This is a genomic window from Kitasatospora sp. NPDC056273 (assembly GCF_042268845.1).
GTDB lineage: Bacteria > Actinomycetota > Actinomycetes > Streptomycetales > Streptomycetaceae > Kitasatospora.
The window spans coordinates 15,557-32,641 of record NZ_JBHJSJ010000032.1; the positions used below are offsets into that span (position 1 = coordinate 15,557).

Annotated in this window: 14 protein-coding genes; 8 read left to right on the forward strand and 6 right to left on the reverse strand. The window is 72.3% G+C overall.

What is annotated here, in order from left to right:
- Positions 1 to 89: 89 nt before the first annotated feature.
- From ACFCY1_RS25710 to ACFCY1_RS25720, 3 genes are all read right to left on the reverse strand, one after another.
- Complete coding sequence (locus ACFCY1_RS25710) at positions 90 to 1,283, reverse strand: RtcB family protein (RefSeq protein ID WP_375876173.1); 1,194 nt, start codon at positions 1,281 to 1,283, stop codon at positions 90 to 92.
- 319 nt (positions 1,284 to 1,602) lie between these two features.
- Positions 1,603 to 2,967: a pitrilysin family protein gene (locus tag ACFCY1_RS25715; protein ID WP_074005706.1), complete on the reverse strand. Its 1,365-nt coding sequence runs from the start codon at positions 2,965 to 2,967 to the stop codon at positions 1,603 to 1,605.
- 20 nt (positions 2,968 to 2,987) lie between these two features.
- Entirely contained in the window at positions 2,988 to 4,337 is a 1,350-nt protein-coding gene (locus tag ACFCY1_RS25720) for a pitrilysin family protein (protein ID WP_074005661.1), read from the reverse strand.
- Positions 4,338 to 4,634: 297 nt separating this feature from the next.
- Between ACFCY1_RS25720 and ACFCY1_RS25725 the strand changes: the two genes are divergently transcribed.
- The 6 genes from ACFCY1_RS25725 (at position 4,635) to ACFCY1_RS25750 (ending at position 11,607) form a co-directional block, all read left to right on the forward strand.
- Positions 4,635 to 7,085 carry a DNA topoisomerase (ATP-hydrolyzing) subunit A gene (locus tag ACFCY1_RS25725; RefSeq protein WP_074005662.1) on the forward strand — a complete coding sequence of 817 codons (2,451 nt, stop codon included), beginning with the start codon at positions 4,635 to 4,637 and terminating at the stop codon, positions 7,083 to 7,085.
- 189 nt (positions 7,086 to 7,274) lie between these two features.
- Positions 7,275 to 7,580 (forward strand): hypothetical protein, encoded by a 306-nt coding sequence (locus ACFCY1_RS25730; protein ID WP_375876174.1) that lies wholly within the window; start codon positions 7,275 to 7,277, stop codon positions 7,578 to 7,580.
- Between the two features lie 7 nt (positions 7,581 to 7,587).
- Positions 7,588 to 8,838: a hypothetical protein gene (locus tag ACFCY1_RS25735; RefSeq protein WP_375876175.1), complete on the forward strand. Its 1,251-nt coding sequence runs from the start codon at positions 7,588 to 7,590 to the stop codon at positions 8,836 to 8,838.
- Positions 8,839 to 8,850: 12 nt separating this feature from the next.
- On the forward strand, positions 8,851 to 9,909 hold the full coding sequence (locus ACFCY1_RS25740) for a hypothetical protein (RefSeq protein WP_074005665.1): 1,059 nt from the start codon (positions 8,851 to 8,853) through the stop codon (positions 9,907 to 9,909).
- A 19-nt stretch (positions 9,910 to 9,928) separates the two neighbouring features.
- Positions 9,929 to 10,666, forward strand: a complete 738-nt coding sequence (locus tag ACFCY1_RS25745; RefSeq protein WP_375876176.1) for a hypothetical protein — start codon at positions 9,929 to 9,931, stop codon at positions 10,664 to 10,666.
- Positions 10,667 to 10,704: 38 nt separating this feature from the next.
- The gene (locus ACFCY1_RS25750) at positions 10,705 to 11,607 is read left to right on the forward strand and encodes a sucrase ferredoxin (RefSeq protein ID WP_049650779.1); all 903 of its coding nucleotides are present in this window, start codon (positions 10,705 to 10,707) and stop codon (positions 11,605 to 11,607) included.
- Between the two features lie 57 nt (positions 11,608 to 11,664).
- On the opposite strand, the gene ACFCY1_RS25755 is transcribed toward ACFCY1_RS25750, so the two are convergent.
- Genes ACFCY1_RS25755 through ACFCY1_RS25765 form a run of 3 tightly spaced genes read right to left on the reverse strand, consistent with a single transcriptional unit; the run spans position 11,665 to position 14,478 of the window.
- Positions 11,665 to 12,726 (reverse strand): ABC transporter substrate-binding protein, encoded by a 1,062-nt coding sequence (locus ACFCY1_RS25755; RefSeq protein ID WP_375876177.1) that lies wholly within the window; start codon positions 12,724 to 12,726, stop codon positions 11,665 to 11,667.
- 35 nt (positions 12,727 to 12,761) lie between these two features.
- Complete coding sequence (locus ACFCY1_RS25760) at positions 12,762 to 13,679, reverse strand: ABC transporter permease (protein WP_375876178.1); 918 nt, start codon at positions 13,677 to 13,679, stop codon at positions 12,762 to 12,764.
- Positions 13,669 to 14,478, reverse strand: a complete 810-nt coding sequence (locus ACFCY1_RS25765; RefSeq protein ID WP_049650781.1) for an ABC transporter ATP-binding protein — start codon at positions 14,476 to 14,478, stop codon at positions 13,669 to 13,671. The genes ACFCY1_RS25760 and ACFCY1_RS25765 overlap by 11 nt, the downstream gene beginning before the upstream one ends.
- Positions 14,479 to 14,757: 279 nt before the next feature.
- Here ACFCY1_RS25765 and ACFCY1_RS25770 point away from each other — a divergent pair, with 279 nt between their 5' ends.
- Both ACFCY1_RS25770 and ACFCY1_RS25775 read left to right on the forward strand, forming a co-directional pair.
- Positions 14,758 to 16,353 carry an ATP-binding protein gene (locus tag ACFCY1_RS25770; RefSeq protein ID WP_375876179.1) on the forward strand — a complete coding sequence of 532 codons (1,596 nt, stop codon included), beginning with the start codon at positions 14,758 to 14,760 and terminating at the stop codon, positions 16,351 to 16,353.
- Positions 16,353 to 17,039: a response regulator gene (locus ACFCY1_RS25775; protein WP_049650784.1), complete on the forward strand. Its 687-nt coding sequence runs from the start codon at positions 16,353 to 16,355 to the stop codon at positions 17,037 to 17,039. Before ACFCY1_RS25770 ends, ACFCY1_RS25775 begins: the two co-directional genes overlap by 1 nt.
- The last annotated feature ends 46 nt before the right edge of the window (positions 17,040 to 17,085 follow it).

Here is a 17,085-nt window from a genome sequence, read left to right on the forward strand (position 1 = left end):
CGCCGCGCAGCCCGCCCCCGTGCGGGGGGCCGCGGGATTCCGGCGGCACCCCGATCGGCTTTCCGGCCGCCGTGCTCCGGCCGGCCTGGTCAGCCCTTGACGCAGACGACCTGCTTGAGGTGCGCGACCACCTCGACGAGGTCCTTCTGCTGCTCGATGACCTTCTCGATGTTCTTGTAGGCGCCCGGGATCTCGTCCACCACGCCGCCGTCCTTGCGGCACTCCACGCCCTTGGTCTGCTCGACCAGGTCCTGGGTGGTGAACCGCTTCTTCGCGGCGTTGCGGCTCATCTTGCGGCCGGCGCCGTGCGAGGCCGAGTTGAACGACGACGCGTTGCCCAGGCCGCGGACGATGTAGGAACCCGTCCCCATCGAGCCGGGGATGATCCCGAGATCGCCGGAGCCGGCCCGGATCGCGCCCTTGCGGGTCACCAGCAGGTCGACGCCGTCGTACCGCTCCTCCGACACGTAGTTGTGGTGGCAGCTGATGACCTCGTCGAAGGTCACCCCGGCCTTGGTGAACTCCCGACGGACGACGTCCTGGAAGAGTGCCATCATCAGCGCGCGGTTGAGCTTCGCGTACTCCTGGGCCCAGAACAGGTCCTGCCGGTAGGCACCCATCTCCGGGGTCTTCGCGAGGAAGACCGCGAGGTCCTGGTCGATCAGGCCCTGGTTGTGCGGCAGCGAGCGGGCGACGCCCATGTGGTGCTCGGCCAGCTCCTTGCCGATGTTGCGCGATCCGGAGTGCAGCATCAGCCAGACCGCGTCAGTCGTATCAACGCACAGTTCTATGAAGTGATTTCCTCCGCCGAGCGTCGCCATCTGCTGCATCGCCCGCCCGCGCCGCCACTTGACGTCCTCCGCGATGCCGTCGAAGCGCTGCCAGAAGTCGTCCCAGCCCGCCGTGCGGAAGCCGTGCAGCTTGGACGGGTCCACCGGGTCGCTGTGCAGGCCGCGGCCGACCGGGATGGCCTGCTCGATCTTGCTCCGCAGGGCGGAGAGGTCGTCCGGGAGGTCCTCGGCGGTGAGCGAGGTCTTCACCGCGCTCATCCCGCAGCCGATGTCGACGCCGACGGCCGCCGGGCAGACCGCGTCCTTCATGGCGATGACGGAGCCGACCGTCGCGCCCTTGCCCAGGTGGACGTCGGGCATCACGGCGAGGCCGTGCAGCCAGGGCAGCGAGCTGATGTTGCGCAGCTGCTGGAGGGCCTGGCCCTCGACGGTGGCCGGGTCGGTCCACATCCGGATCGGGACGCGGACGCCGGGTACCTCGGTGTACGACATGGGTGAACGACCTCCAGGGGTCGGGTGGTTCGGGGAAGGTGGTGCCGCGCGAGGAATCCCGGCGCGGCTCGGGGAAGTTCAGGGGGGGTGGGGCTCAGGCGCCCGGGGCGACGGTGCAGGGATACGGCCTCGGGGAGCGTCGTATGGCTTGCTCGACCCGCATGGTGACCGCCTCCCTTCCTTCGTCGCAGTTCGCACGTGCTGTGCGTCGGGGAACATCTATCCACGGAACGGGCGCGGCCCGCAACGGATTTAAAAACGCGTCCGGCCCGGCGGAGCGGGTGCTCCACCGGGCCGGAGGGTGTTCCGGGAGGGGCCGTCAGCTGACGACGGTGACCTCGCCGATGCCGAGCGCCCGCACGTCGTCGGCGATCACGGCGGCGTCGCCGACCAGGACGGTGACCAGGCGGTCCGGCGGGAAGGCCGCGACGACCGCCTCGGTGGCCGCGGCGGTGGGCAGTTCGGCGAGCTGCCGGTAGACCTCGGCCTGGTAGTCGTCCGGCAGGTACTGCTCGACCTGGTCGGCCAGGGTGCCGGCGACCGAGCCCGCGGTCTCGTACTTCAGCGGGGCGACGCCGACCAGGAACTGCACGGCCTCGTCGCGCTCGGCGTCGGTGAGGCCCTCGGCGGCGAGGGTGCGCAGGATGACCCAGGTGTCGGCCAGCGCGGGGGCGGTGGAGGCGGTGTCCACCGAGCCGCTGATGGCGAGCATGGCGCGCCCGCTGCCGTCGGCGGCCGAGCGCAGCGGCTGGGCGAAGGCGCGCACGCCGTAGGTGTAGCCCTTCTCCTCGCGCAGGACGCGGTCCAGGCGGGAGGTGAGGGTGCCGCCGAGGCAGTAGGTGCCGAGGGTCTGGGCGGCCCAGACCGGGTCGTGGCGGTCGGGTCCGATCCGGCCGATGAGCAGCTGGGTCTGGACGGAGCCGGGGCGGTCCACGATGACGACGCGGCCGTGGTCGTCGCCGGTGACCGGGGCGTGGACGGACGGCTCGGCGGCCGTTCCGGTCCAGGTGCCGAGGGTGCTCTCCAGCAGCGCGGGCAGGTCGACGCCGGTGAGGTCGCCGACCACCACGACGGTGCTGGTCGCGGGGCGCACGTGGCCGTCGTAGAAGGCCTTGACGGCGGCGCGGTCGATCGACTTGACGGTGTCGGCGGTGCCGGCGCGGGGCCGGGAGAGCCGGTCGGCGGCGTCGAAGAGCTCGGCGTACAGGGCCTTGGCGGCGCGCCGGGCGGGGTTGGCCTGCTCGTGGACGATCTCGTCCAGGCGGTTGGCGACCAGCCGCTCGATCTCCGCCTCGGGCAGGGCCGGGGCGCGCAGGGCGTCGGCGAGCAGGGACAGGCCGCGCTGGAGCCGGGAGGCGGGGACCTCCAGGGAGATCCGGATGCACGGGTGGTCGGCGTGCGTGTCGAGGGTGGCGCCGGCGCGCTCCAGCTCGGCGGCGTACTCCTCGGCGCTGAGGGTGTCGGTGCCCTCGCTGAAGGCGCGGGCGAGGATGCCGGCGACGCCGTCGAGGCCCTCGGGCTCGGCGGCGAGCGGGACGTCGAGCAGGACCTCGACGGCGACCAGCTGCTGGCCGGGCCGGTGGCAGTGCAGGACGGTGATGCCGTTGCCGAGGGCGGCCCGCTCGGGGGCGGGGAAGTCCCAGGGGCTGGGCGTGCCCGGCCGGGGCTGCGGGTGGAAGGTCATGGCGGGGACGTAGTCGGTGCTCATACGGCGGCACCCTCCTCTTCGGAAGCGGCGTCGGAGTCGGCGTCGGTCTCGGCGGCGGCGGTCGGCTCGTAGGCGAGGACGGCCCGGTTGTCGGGGTGGAGCCGGGCCTTGGCGATGGCCTGGACCTCCTCGGCGGTGACGTCGAGGACCTTGGGGAGGGCGTCGTTGAGCAGCTCCGGGTCGCCGAACAGGACGGCGTAGCGGCACAGTTCGTCGGCCCGCCCGGCGACGGTGGTGAGCCGGTCGAGCCACTCGCGCTCGATCTGGGCCTGGGCGCGTTCGAGCTCCTCGGCGGTGGGGCCCTCGGCGGCGAAGCGGGCGAGCTCCTCGTCGACGGCGGTGCCGATCTGCTCGATGGTGGCGTCGCCGGAGGTCTTGACGTCGAGCCAGCCGAGGCTGGGGGCGCCGGCCAGCCGCAGCAGGCCGAAGCCGGCGGCGACGGCGGTGCGGTCGCGGCGGACCAGCCGGTTGTAGAGGCGGCTGGACTCGCCGCTGCCGAGGATGGTGAGGGCGAGGTCGGCGGCGTCGGCCTCGCGGGTGCCGTCGTGCGGGAGGCGGTAGGCGGCCATCAGGGCGCGGGAGGGGACGTCCTCGTGGACGTCCTCGCGGATCTCGCGGCCGATCGTCTCGGGGAGCTCGCCCGAGCGCGGGGGCTGCTTGCCGTCGTGCGCGGGGATGGAGCCGAAGTACTTCTCGACCCAGGCGACGGTCTGCTCGGGGTCGATGTCGCCGACGATCGAGAGGACCGCGTTGTTGGGCGCGTAGTACGTCCGGAAGAACGTGCGGGCGTCCTCCAGGGTGGCCGCGTCGAGGTCGGCCATGGAGCCGATCGGGGTGTGGTGGTACGGGTGGCCGTCGGGGAAGGAGAGCGCGGTGAGCTTCTCGAAGGCGGTGCCGTACGGGACGTTGTCGTAGCGCTGGCGGCGCTCGTTCTTGACGACGTCGCGCTGGTTCTCCATGGACGTCTCGTCGAGCGCGGCGAGCAGCGAGCCCATCCGGTCGGCCTCCAGCCAGAGCGCGAGCTCCAGCTGGTGGGCGGGCATGGTCTCGAAGTAGTTGGTGCGCTCGAAGCTGGTGGTGCCGTTGAGCGAGCCGCCGGCGCCCTGGACAAGCTCGAAGTGCCCGTTGTTGGTGACGTTGGCCGAGCCCTGGAACATCAGGTGCTCGAAGAGGTGGGCGAGGCCGGTGCGGCCCTTGACCTCGTGCCGGGAGCCCACGTCGTACCAGAGGCAGACGGCGGCGACCGGGGTCAGGTGGTCCTCGGAGAGGACTACGCGCAGGCCGTTGGCCAGGCGGTGCTCGGTGATGGCGATGCCTCGGCTGGAGGCGGGGGCCGGGTTGGCCATGCGCTCGGGTCCTTCCCGTCGTCGATGTCGGGGGTTCGTGTGGCGTCCCCCATTGTGGTGCAACGTGCGGGAGCCGTGTTCGTGTCCGCGCGGACGGGGCCGTTCGCCAGGGGCGGAAGAGGGCCGCTGACCGGGAGTGTCGGCCCGAGGGTCCACAATGGGGGCGCCGCGCCCTGTCGACGGCGCCCGGTTGACGGGTCCGGCGGCGGGACGGTGCGGAGACGAGCGACGACCGCCCCCCGGCGTTCGGCGACCGACCGAGACACAGCCAGCGACACGTAAGGGAGCCCCGCCGCGATGGCCCGCCGCAGTTCGCAGACCCCGCCGCCCGGAGACTTCGAGGAGCGGATCCTCGACGTCGACGTCGTGGACGAGATGCAGGGCTCCTTCCTGGAGTACGCCTACTCGGTGATCTACTCGCGTGCACTGCCCGACGCGCGGGACGGCCTCAAGCCGGTGCACCGCCGGATCCTGTACCAGGCCAACGAGATGGGCCTGCGCCCGGAGCGCGCGCACGTGAAGTGCGCCCGCGTGGTGGGCGAGGTGATGGGCCGGCTGCACCCGCACGGCGACCAGTCGATCTACGACTCGGTGGTGCGCATGGCGCAGCCGTTCTCGATGCGGCTGCCGCTGATCGACGGGCACGGCAACTTCGGTTCGCTGGGCAACGACGACCCGCCGGCCGCGATGCGCTACACCGAGTCGCGGCTGACGGCCGCCTCGATGGCGATGGTGGAGTCGATCCACGAGGACACCGTCGACTTCGGCCCCAACTACGACGGCAGCGAGCAGGAGCCGCTGGCGCTGCCGGCCGCGTTCCCCAACCTGCTGGTGAACGGCGCGACGGGCATCGCGGTCGGCATGGCGACGAACATGCCGCCGCACAACCTGTCCGAGGTGGTGGCCGCGGCCCGGCACCTGATCAAGCACCCGAACGCGGACCTGGACACGCTGATGCGGTTCGTGCCCGGTCCTGACCTGCCGACCGGCGGGCGGATCGTGGGCCTGTCGGGCATCCGGGACGCGTACGAGTCGGGCCGCGGCACGTTCAAGATCCGGGCGACGACGACGGTGGAGGCGGTGACGGCCCGCCGCAAGGGCATCGTGGTCACCGAGCTGCCGTACAACGTCGGCCCGGAGAAGGTCATCTCGAAGATCAAGGACCTGGTCAACGCGAAGAAGCTCCAGGGCATCGCGGACGTCAAGGACCTGACCGACCGCGAGCACGGGCTGCGGCTGGTCATCGAGGTGAAGAACGGCTTCGTGCCGGAGGCGCTGCTGGAGCAGCTGTACAAGCTGACGCCGCTGGAGGAGACCTTCGGCATCAACAACGTGGCGCTGGTGGACGGGCAGCCGCTGACGCTGGGGCTCAAGGAGCTGCTGGAGGTCTACGTCGACCACCGCTTCACCGTGGTGCGCCGGCGCAGCGACTTCCGCCGCCGCAAGCGCGAGGAGCGGCTGCACCTGGTCGAGGGCCTGCTGGTCGCGCTGCTCGACATCGACGAGGTCATCGCGATCATCCGGTCGAGTGACAACGCCCAGCAGGCGAAGGAACGCCTGATGGAGCACTTCTCGCTGTCGGAGACGCAGACCGCGTACATCCTGGACACACCGCTGCGGCGGCTGACCCGCTTCGACCGGGTCGAGCTGGAGCAGGAGAAGGAGAAGCTGACCTCCGAGATCGCGGACCTGACCGAGATCCTGGAGTCGGACACCAAGCTGCGCAGCGTGGTGTCGTCCGAACTGGGCGCGGTGTCCAAGCAGTTCGGCACCGAGCGGCGCACGGTGCTGCTGGAGGCGGGGGCGGTGCCCTCGGCCGCGCTGGCCGTGCCGCTGGAGGTCGCGGACGACCCGTGCCGGGTGCTGCTGTCGTCGACGGGCCTGCTGGCGCGGACGGCGGACGGCGAGCCGTTCGAGGAGTCGGAGAAGCGGGCGAAGCACGACGTGATCGTCTCGGCGGTGCACGCGACGGCCCGGGCGGACGTCGGCGTGGTCACGTCCGCGGGCCGGGTCCTGCGACTGCCGGTGATCGACCTTCCGGCGCTGCCGCCGACACCGTCGCCGACGCTGGCGGGCGGGGCCGCGGTGGGCGAGTTCCTGCGACTGGAGGACGGGGAGCGGGCGCTGGCGCTGACCACCCTGGACGAGTCCTCGCCGGGGCTGGCGCTGGGCACGCTGCAGGGCGTGGTGAAGCGGGTGGTGCCGGAGTGGCCGGCGAACAAGGACGAGTTCGAGGTGATCGCCCTCAAGGAGGGTGACGAGCTGGTGGGCGCGGTCGAACTGCGCACCGGCGAGGAGGACCTGGTCTTCATCGCCTCCGACGCCCAACTGCTGCGCTACCCCGCGGGCCAGGTGCGTCCGCAGGGCCGCCCGGCGGGCGGCATGGCGGGCATCAAGCTGTCGGACGGCACGCGGGTGCTGTCCTTCACGGCGGTGGACCCGGCGGCGGACGCGGTGGTGGTCTCGGTGGCCACGGCCACGGGCACGCTCTCCGACGGCGAGCAGACCAGCTGGAAGGTCACCCCGTTCGAGCAGTACCCGCGCAAGGGCCGCGCCACCGGCGGCGTGCGCTGCCAGCGCTTCCTGCGCGGCGAGGACGCCCTGGCCTTCGCCTGGGCCGGCGCCGCCCCGGCCCGCGCCGCCACCGCCAAGGGCGCCCCGGTCGACCTGCCCGAGCGCGACCCGCGCCGCGACGGCTCCGGCACCCCGGTCACCACCCCGATCGCGGTGGTCGCCGGCCCGGCGTAGCGGCTCCCGCCCGAGCGGAGGGGCACCGGACGATGTCCGGTGCCCCTCCGCTTTTTCGTGCCCGCCCGGCCGGGATTGCGGAACGGCGATCTCCAATTCCCGGTCATGGCCTGAACTTTGCCCTCCCATGGGTTAGGTTCACCGAACAGGTGCTCCACACCGCGTCACAATCCTTGGGGGGATGGGGAGTTGACCGATCAATTCAAGATCGACATGGACCGGATGAGAACGGTGTCCAAGCAACTCGACGAATGCGCCAAGCGCATGAAGACGGTCGCCAAGAGCCTGGAGAACGCCGGAATCGCCCGCCAGGCCGGCAACGCGTGGCTCGACTCGGCATGCCTGGGCTTCGAACGCCACTGGCACGGAGCGATGGGTCGGATGGGCAAGCTGGCCCACAACCTCCACGAGGGCCTGGACGAATCACTCAAGGCCTACACGGACAACGAACAGGGCGTCGCGAAGGCCTACAGCGCAGCCGGCAGCAGGGACTGACTCCACCATGGGTGACAAGAACTGGCCGGGCCTCGGCTTCTGCCCGGCCCCGGGGGACCTGGCGGGCATCGCCAAGATGTACGCGGACGTCGACGCCGTAGCCCGGGAACTGGAAGAACTGCGGAGCGCACTCGCCGGCATCGGCTCCGACGGCGGCGCCTGGGAGGGCGAGGCGGCCCGCAAGTTCGCCGACAAGCTGGGCCAACTGCCCAAGTACCTCACCCAGGGCCACGAGTCGATGGCCGCCTGCTCGCGGGCCCTCAAGGCCTGGCACACCCAGCTCTCCGGCATGATCACCACCGGCCGCACGATGGAGGCCGAAGCCGTCGAGCTGCGCACGCGGCTGGCCGACACGGACGGCCAGGTCACCTCCCTCGGCAACACCCTGAAGGGCTACGCGCAGAACGGCGGGCAGACCGCCGACAACGTGATCAACCGCGCCCAGGCGCAGTTCGACGCGGCCCGGGAGGCCAGCACCCGCTGCCACCACCAGCTCGACGAGGTCATCAAGCGCGCCCACAAGCAGCTGGAGGACCACCGGCACAAGGCCGAGGCCGCCGCCAAGGCAATCGTGGAGGCGTCCCGTCACCACCCGCCGGACCCGGGCCTGTTCAAGCGGATGCTGGACAACGTGAAAAAGGCCTGGAACAAGTCGTTGGACTTCCTGTCCGACCATGCCGACATCCTGTCCATGATCTCGGCCGGACTGACGATCGCCGCGCTGTTCACCCCGTTCGGTCCGGTGCTGGTCGCCGGGGCCGTGCTGACGAGCGCGGGCGCGCTGAGCGGGCACGGCATCGCCAAGCTCCGTGGCAAGGACGTGTCGTGGATGACCCTCGGACTGGACTCGTTGGGCTTGATCCCCGGCTACGGGCTGGTCAAGGGCTTCGCCACCGCCGCCAAGGGAACCCGGGCCGCGAACGCCGGCGGCAGCGCGCTCGCCATGGCCAGGCTTCCGATGTCGACCAAGGCCGTCACCACGTGGATACCCAAAGGCGCGAGCTGGCTCAGCCAGTCGGAAAGGGCGCCCAATGTCGCCCGCGTCTTCTCGGACAAGGTCGCGTCCCACTTGTCGGCGCTCGATCCCGCGAAGGTCACGGCCAGTGCGAAGGCGGCCTCGATCGTCTACGGCGCGTACAAGCAAGTGGACAAAGCAATCGAGAGAAGGGCGGCGGCGCAGCCCGTCGTGCTTCCCGGGCCGCTCGCGAGGCCCGCAGTCCGGCCGGCGTCCGCCCCGTTCCTGAACGCCGTCGGCTGAGAGGAGAGACCCATGGCCAAGGACCTCCATGCCACGCTCCCCGTCGAGGGCGGACGGATCGCCTCGGTGCCCGAGGTGGCCGAGGCCGCGCGACGGGCCGAAACGCTCTACGGAATCAACCTGCTGCACGACTACGTGGCCCGCGATGTGGTGACCAAGCACCTGCGGATGCGGAACCAGCAGGACTGGTACTCCGAACTGGCCGGCCTGTTCATCATCGGGGGAATCGCGGGTGCCGTGTTCTTCGGCGCGTCGATGAGTTCGCCGGCCGAGGGACGACAGGTGGCCGGCCTGGTGGCGGCCGTCCTTGCGATCCCCGTCGGCATCTGGATCGGGATCCGCGGCATGTCCTGGGAGGCGGAGAAGAAGACCGCCTCCGTGCACTTCACCACGTACGTGGGCCTGTTGAACCGGGCACGGGGAGCCGGTCTGACGGTCACGATCCCCCCCGAGTGGGGAGTCGCCGCCGAGCGGGCCTCGTGGGAGGAAGGCGCGACCGCTCCACCACAGCCGCCGGCCGCCCGGGGCACGTCCTCCACCAGTCCGGCTCCCCCGCAGCCGGCCGCGACACAGCCGACCTCGTGGTGGCCGGCCGACGCCGTGATCGACCCGAAGTTCCCGGTACTGCCGACCGCAGCACTCGCGCGCCACTGGGCCCTGGCCGGCCGGGCCCGCGAACTCAGTGCTCCGCACGGCGTCGACTTCCTGGACGAACAGGCGGTCCGGGGACTGCTCACCGCCGTGCAGCGGTCCCGCCGGTGGATCAGCCTCTGGGGCAGGACGTTCCTCCTCACCGTGGTCGCCGGCATGGTCGTCGCTCCCATGGGCATGGACCCCGCCGGTGCCGAGTACCGCCGACAGCTCGTCTCCCTGGGGACGGGCCTGATCGCCATCGGCTTGCTCGCTGCAGTCCCCGCGCTGAAGGAGCTCTGGACCTGGCGCCGCTCCGGCCTGCGCGAGCGTGCCGACGCCTACCTCGACCTGCTGATCGAGGCCCGTACGTACGGCGTCCCGGTCCCCGTCCCGCCGTCCTGGCTGGACATCCGCAACCGCATCCGCAAGCCCGCATGACCTCAGTGGAAGGCTCCCGATGTCCGGCACTCCGACAGCCGACCGCCCCGATCCCGCTGAGGACGCACCACTCCAGATCCGCTTCATCGTCCCGCCCGCCTTCCACCAGGTACCCGTGTTCGGCACCGAGGAACAGGTGGCGGAGGAGCTCTGGGAAATGGTCTGCGAGGTCCTGGCCGCCCGGTCCGAGGAGGACCGGGCCGCCTGGGCCATGATGCTGGCCGGGCTGATCCCGTCGATGGCCGAGGCCGGGGTGATCCACGCCGGGATGTGCCTGGTGGACGTGGACGGCCGTCCGAGCATGGCCACGATCACCGCCTCGCTGTGCCCCTTGGAGGGCACCGACTACCCCGGCGCGGTGGACTTCCTGCTCACCCGGCTGGCCCTGTCCCGTCCGGAGGCGGAGGTGACCGCGGTCGAGCTACCGGCCGGGCGGGCCGTCGCGGTGATCGACGCGGTGGCGACCGCGGTGGACGACGGGTCGACCCCGCTCGACGGCTTGGCGGTCCCGCTCGTCGACGGGGTGCTGACCACCTCGGTGATCCAGGTGCACCTGCCGCTGCCGAACGAGTCGCAGCTGCTCTCGCTGGAGCTGAGCACCCCGTGCCCGGAGGACTGGGTGCTGTACTCGGAGCTGTTCGCGGACGTCGTCCGCAGCATCCACCTGGAGTTCGCCGACCTCCCGACCGTCTCCGAGCCGATGTACGACACGGTGGACGAGGAGGTCGCGCAGCGGGTGAAGGCCGCCTTCGGGTGATCGAGTGAGGGTGATCAGCTGAGGGTAGCCTTGCCGGCGTGAGCACTTGTGCGACCGTGTCGCGTGAACTTTCGGAGCCGCTGGCCGCGACGGCGGCGGTGGCGAGCACCTGGCTGCTGGTGGAGCAGAACGGGCCGTGGGGCGCGAAGGCGCTGGGCGAGAGCCATCTGGACGCGGCGGTGGGGCGGGCGCTGGAGGCGGCCGCGGCCGGGACGGGTGTGCGGGTGGCGCTGATCCGCCGGCCCGGTCGGCACGCCGACTGCCTGCCGACCCCGCGCCACGAGGTGCTCGTGGCGCACACGGTGCCGGGCCGCGACTGGGTGCGCCGGGCGGCGGTGGCGGATCCGGCGGAGCTGCTGGGCCTGGACTTCGCGGCGCTGGGCGCCGGGGACCACACCGGCTTCGGTGCGGAGCACGTCGGCGGCCCGGTGGCCCTGGTGTGCACCAACGGGCGGCGGGACCGCTGCTGCGCGCTGCTGGGCCGTCCGCTCGCGGCGGAGCTGGCGGCGGCCGGGCACAGCGAGGTGTGGGAGGTCACCCACCTGGGCGGGCACCGCTTCTCCCCCACGATGCTGGTGCTGCCGTACGGCTACGCGTACGGGCGGCTGACGCCGGAGACCGCCAAGGAGGTGCTGGCGGCGACCGCGGCCGGGCACACGGTGCCGGAGTGGTCGCGCGGCTGTTCGGGCTGGGAGCGTCCGGGCCAGGCGGCCGAGCACGCGGTGCGGCTGGCGACCGGCGAGACCGGGGTGGACGCGTTGACGCTCGTCCAGCGGCCGGACGGTGAGCGCCGCTGGCTGGTGACGGTGCTGCACCGGGACGGCCGGTCCTGGGAGGTGGACGTGATCGAGACGGTGAGCGAGCCGGCGCGTCCGGAGAGCTGCGGCAAGGCGGCGGGGACGCCGTCGCGGATGGACGTGCTGTCCGTACGAGGGCTCTGACGCACAGCGGCCCCGCGCCCGTGGGGGTGAGCGCGGGACCGCTGTCGGCGGCGGGGTTCAGCCGGCGGCCTTGGCGACGAACTCCGTGGTGTAGGTCTTCGCCAGGTCGATCGACCCCTCCTTGCCCTTCACGTCCGGGTGGAACGCGGCGAGCACCGAGAGCACCGTCTTCGGCCCGTCGGCCGGCATCACGCCGTCCGTGGTGAACATCGGCAGCGTCGCCTTGATCGCCGCCGCGTACTGCTCGGCGCCGCCCTGGGCGTAGTCGGCGGGCATCTTCGCGGCGATCTCCTCGGGGCTGTGGGTGGACATCCACGTGAGGGTCTTCACGAAGGCGTTGGCGAGCTTCTGGGTGGTGTCCTTGTTCTTCTCCACCCAGTCGGTGTTCATGTACAGCGACGAGGACGGGTAGAGCCCGCCGAGCGCCTCGCGCGAGCCCTCGGGGGTGCGCATGTCGTAGAGGACCTTGCCGAGGCCCTTGTCCAGGACGGCGGCGACGGTCGGGTCGGTGGTCATCCCGGCGTCGATGCTGCCCTGCTGGAGCGCGGCGATGAAGGTCTGGCCGGCGCCGACCGCGATCGGGCTGAACTCGCTGACGGCGGTGCCGTTCTTGACCGCGAGGTACTTGGTGAGGAAGTCGGTCGAGGAGCCGAGGCTGGTGACGCCGAGCTTCTTCCCCTTGAAGTCGGCGCCGGACCTGATCGCGTCGGCCTGCTTGGTGGAGACCACCTCGACCTCGCCGGGCGCCTGGGCGAACTGCACCACGGACTCGACCTTCTTGCCCTTGGCCTGGAGGTCGATGGTGTGGTCGTAGAAGCCGACGGCGCCCTGGACGTCCCCGGCGAGCAGCGCGGTGGTGGCGTTGACGCCGGCCGGTTCGGTCATCAGCTCGACGTTGACGCCGGCCTCGGCGAAGTAGCCGAGCCGCTGGGTGAGCATCGCGGGCAGGTAGATGACCTTGTCCAGGCCACCGACCATGATCTTGACCTTGGGCCCGTCGACCTGCTGCCCGGCGGGGGCGGCGACCGCGCCGTGTCCGGCGGTGGCGGCGTCGTTGGCGCAGGCGGAGAGCGGGAGGAGCAGGAGGGCGGCGAGGGCGGCGGCAGCCGTTCTGCGCATGGGTGGGGGCCTCTCTTCGTACGGGCGGGGGAGGTTCAGCGGCCGTCGCCCGCGTCGGCGGGCTTCCAGCGGAACAGCTTCTTCTCGGCGAAGGTCAGCAGCCCCTCGGTGAGCAGCGCGACGACGGCGAGGATGGTCATGGCCGCGTACACGCCGGCCGCGTTGAAGGTGCCCTGGGCGGCCGCGACGAGCAGGCCGAGGCCCTTGGTGGCGCCGATGTACTCGCCGACGATGGCACCGATCAGCGCGAAGCCGAAGCTGACGTGCAGGCTGGTGAAGATCCAGGTGGTGGCGGCGGGGATGACCACCTGGAGGGTGACCCTGCGGTTGTCGGCGCCCAGGATGCGGGCGTTGGCGACGAGGTTGCGGTCCACCTCGCGGGCGCCCTGGAAGGCGTTGAAGAACACCGGGAAGAACACCAGCACCACCGCGGAGGCGACCTTGGAGGCCGGGCCGAGGCCGAACCAGATCAGGAAGATCGGCGCGAGCACGATCCGCGGGATCGCGTTGAGCACCTTGATGTACGGCCCGAACACGTCGGCCAGGAAGCGGATCCGGCCGAGCGCGATGCCCAGCAGCACGCCGCCGATGACGCCGATCACCCAGCCGGCGAGGGCCTCGTACAGGGTGTAGCCGATCTGCTCGCCGAGCGAGCCCTGCGCGGTGCCGTGGGTGACCCACTGCCAGATCTGGTCCCAGATCCTCGACGGCTGGGAGAAGTTGAACGGGTCGATGACGTCGGTGCGGGCGCAGACCTCCCAGAGCCCGAGGAAGGCGAGCAGCACCGCGACCCGGGCGCCGTAGACGACCAACCGGCGGTTGCGGGCGGCCCGTTCGCGGGCCTCGGTCCTCGTCGTGACGGCCGGGGGCTTCCCGGCGCCGGCCGACGCGGCTCCCGGCGCGGCTCCCGACACGGACTCGGGCACGGAATCGGACGCGGTCTCAAGCGGCACGACCCGCTCCTCTCTCCCGGGTGATGCGCACCTCTTCGCCGAGCGAGGCCCAGATCTCGCGGTACAGCTCGACGAACCTCGGTTCCAGCCGGACGGCCTCCACGGTGCGCGGGCGCGGCAGGTCGACGGTGAAGACCTCCTTGACGGTGGCCGGTCCGGCCGTCATGACGACGACCCGGTCGGCGAGCGCGATGGCCTCGTCCAGGTCGTGGGTGACGAAGACGACCGACGAGCCGGTGCCGGCCCACAGCTCCAGCAGCTGGTCCGACATCAGGGCCCGGGTCTGCACGTCCAGGGCCGAGAACGGCTCGTCCATCAGCAGGATCGCCGGGTCGTTGACGAAGGTCTGGGCGAGCGCGACGCGCTTGCGCATGCCGCCGGACAGCTGGTGCGGGTAGCGGTCCTCGAAGGCGGCCAGGCCGACCCGGCCGAGCCAGTCCCGGGCCCGTTCCCTGGCCTCGGCGGCGGGCACGCCGCGGAAGCGCGGGCCGGCCATCACGTTGGACAGGACGGTGCGCCAGGGGAAGACGGCGTCCTGCTGGAAGACGAACCCGACCTTGGGGTCGATCCCGCGCACGGGCTCGCCGTACACCCGGACCTCGCCCTCGGTGGGCTCCTCCAGGCCGCTGACCAGGGTCAGCGTGGTGGACTTGCCGCAGCCGGTGGGGCCGACGACGGCGACGAACTCGCCCTGGGCGACGGTCAGATCGAGATCGCGGACGGCGGTGTGCAACGCCCCCGAGGGGGTGCGGAAGCGTTTGGTCGCGCCGGTCAGCTCGATCGCCGGGGTCTCGGTCATGCATTCCTCCCGGTTCTGTGCTTGCCCCGGAAAGGTAGGAGCGGGCCCGGCCCCGGCGGGAGCCTTCTTCGCGTAGTGCGACTTCTCCGCATAGAGGGGTGTTCTGCTCGTTTTGCTTGCGCTACAACTGCGGGGACGCGGCTGACAGAAACAGCGCGGAAACATAGGGTGTCCCGACCCACCCCACCGGAGGCGCCCCCACCCCGCCCCCCCGCCCCCCCGCTCCCACCCCCGCTCCCGGACATCCGATTCCCCCGCAGCCGCCGAGAGGAGGCCCGGATGAAGCTCGCCCGCCGGCCCCGCCGGGTCTTCGCCCAGCTGCTGCTGAGCCAGACCGTCGTCACCGTCGGTGTCACCGCCGTGACCGCCGGGCTGTTCCTGGCCCCGGTCAGCAGCGAGCTGGACCACGACGCGATGCAGCGGGCGCTGTCGATCGCCCAGGCCACCGCCACCGACGAGAACATCGCCCGGGCCGCCGCCGGCCGCGACGTGGTGGCCGCGCAGCGCAACGCCGAGCAGATCCGGCTGGCCACCGGCGCCAGCTTCGTGGTGGTCACCGACCTGGACGGCATCCGGCTCTCGCACACCGACCCGGGCCGGATCGGCCAGCGGGTCAGCACCGACCCGGAGCCCGCCCTCAGCGGCCGCAGCGTCACCGCCATCCAGCAGGGCACCCTGGGCCGCACGGCCCGGGGCAAGGTGCCGCTGCGGATGGCGGACGGCCGGATCGTCGGCGAGGTCTCGGTCGGCATCAGCGACGACTCGATCCGCCGCCGGCTGCTGAAGATGCTCACCGGGATCCTGCTGTGCGCGGCCGCCGGCCTCGCCGCCGGGACGCTCGCCACCCTCCTCCTGGCCCGCCGCCTCAAGCGCCGCACCCACAACATCGCGCTGGCCGACATCTCCGCGCTGCTGGTGGAACGGGAGGCGATGCTGCACGGCATCCGCGAGGGCATGGTGGCGCTGGACGAGCACGGCCGGATCCGGCTGGCCAACGACGAGGCGTTCCGGCTGCTCGGCCTGCCCGAGGACTGCGCCGGCCGCCCGATCGGCGCGGTGCTGCCGCCGGGCCGGCTGGCGGACGTGCTCGCCGGGCGGATCGCCGGCGCCGACCTGCCGGCCGTCCGGGACGACCGGGTGCTGGTGGTCAACCGGACGGCCACGCCCGAGGGCGGCGCCGTGGTGACCCTGCGGGACCGCACCGAGCTGGAGTCACTGGTCCGTGAGCTGGACACCACCCGCAGCCTGACCGAGGCGCTGCGGGCCCAGGACCACGAGCACGCCAACCGGATGCACACCCTGCTGGGCCTGCTGGAACTGGGCCGTCACGAGCAGGCGGTGGCGTTCATCTCGGAGCAGTCCGGCTCGCACGCGGTGGTCGCGGCCCGGATCGCCGAGCAGGTGCAGGACCCGCACGTGGCGGCGCTGCTGGCGGGCAAGAGCGCGGTGGCGGGCGAGCGCGGGGTGCGGCTGGCGCTGGCCCCGGCGGCGCACCTGCCGGACGCCGTGGTGGACGCCCGGGCGCTGGTGACGGTGCTCGGCAACCTGATCGACAACGCGGTGGACGCTCTGGCCGCCGGCGGCGGGGGCCGGGTGGAGGTGAGCCTGGCGGCGGCCGGCCCGACGCTGCTGCTGCAGGTCGCGGACAGCGGCCCGGGCGTGCCGGAGGAGCTGCGCGAGCAGGTCTTCGAAGAGGGGTGGAGCAGCAAGGACGCGCCCGCGCACCGTCCGCGCGGGCTGGGGCTGGCGATGGTGCGGCGGCTGGTCGAACGGACCGGTGGCCGGATCGTGCTCGACACCGGGCCGCTCGGCGGCGCCCGGTTCACCGTCGAGCTGCCCGAGGCCCTGCTCACCACCCAGCTCGTGGAGGCGTGATGATCGACGTACTCGTGGTGGACGACGACTTCCGGGTCGCGGACGTGCACGCCGCCTACGTGGCCAAGGTCCCCGGCTTCCGGGTGACCGGCACCGCGCACTCGGCCGGGGAGGCACTGGCCGCCCTGGAGCGCCGACCGGTGGACCTGCTGCTGCTCGACCACCACCTGCCGGACGAGACCGGCCTGGCCCTGGTGCGCCGGCTGCGGGAACGCCAGGTGGCCTGCGACGTGATGATGGTGACGGCCGCCCGGGACGTGTCGACGGTGCACGCCGCGATGCAGCACGGCGCGCTCCAGTACCTGGTCAAGCCGTTCACCTTCGCCGGACTGCGGGAGAAGCTGGTGGCGTACGCCCAGCTGCGGCACGCGCTCGCCGCCCCGGCCCGGGAGGCCGGCCAGGACGAGGTGGACCGGCTGTTCGCGACCCTGCGCAGCGCCGCCGCCCCGGCCGGGCCGCTCCCCAAGGGCCACTCGGCGCCCACCACCGACCTGGTGATGGGCGTCCTGCGCCGGGCCGGCCGGCCGCTCTCCGCCCAGGAGGTCGCCGATGCCACCGGGCTGAGCCGCTCCACCGCGCAGCGCTACCTCAAGCAGCTGGAACGGGACAGCCGGCTGCGGCTGACCCTGCGGTACGGCGACACCGGCCGCCCGGAGCACCGTTACGGCCTGGCGGCCCGGGCGTAGCCGTTCCGGTCGGGGCCGATGACCGCCGGACCGGGCCCGGACAGGG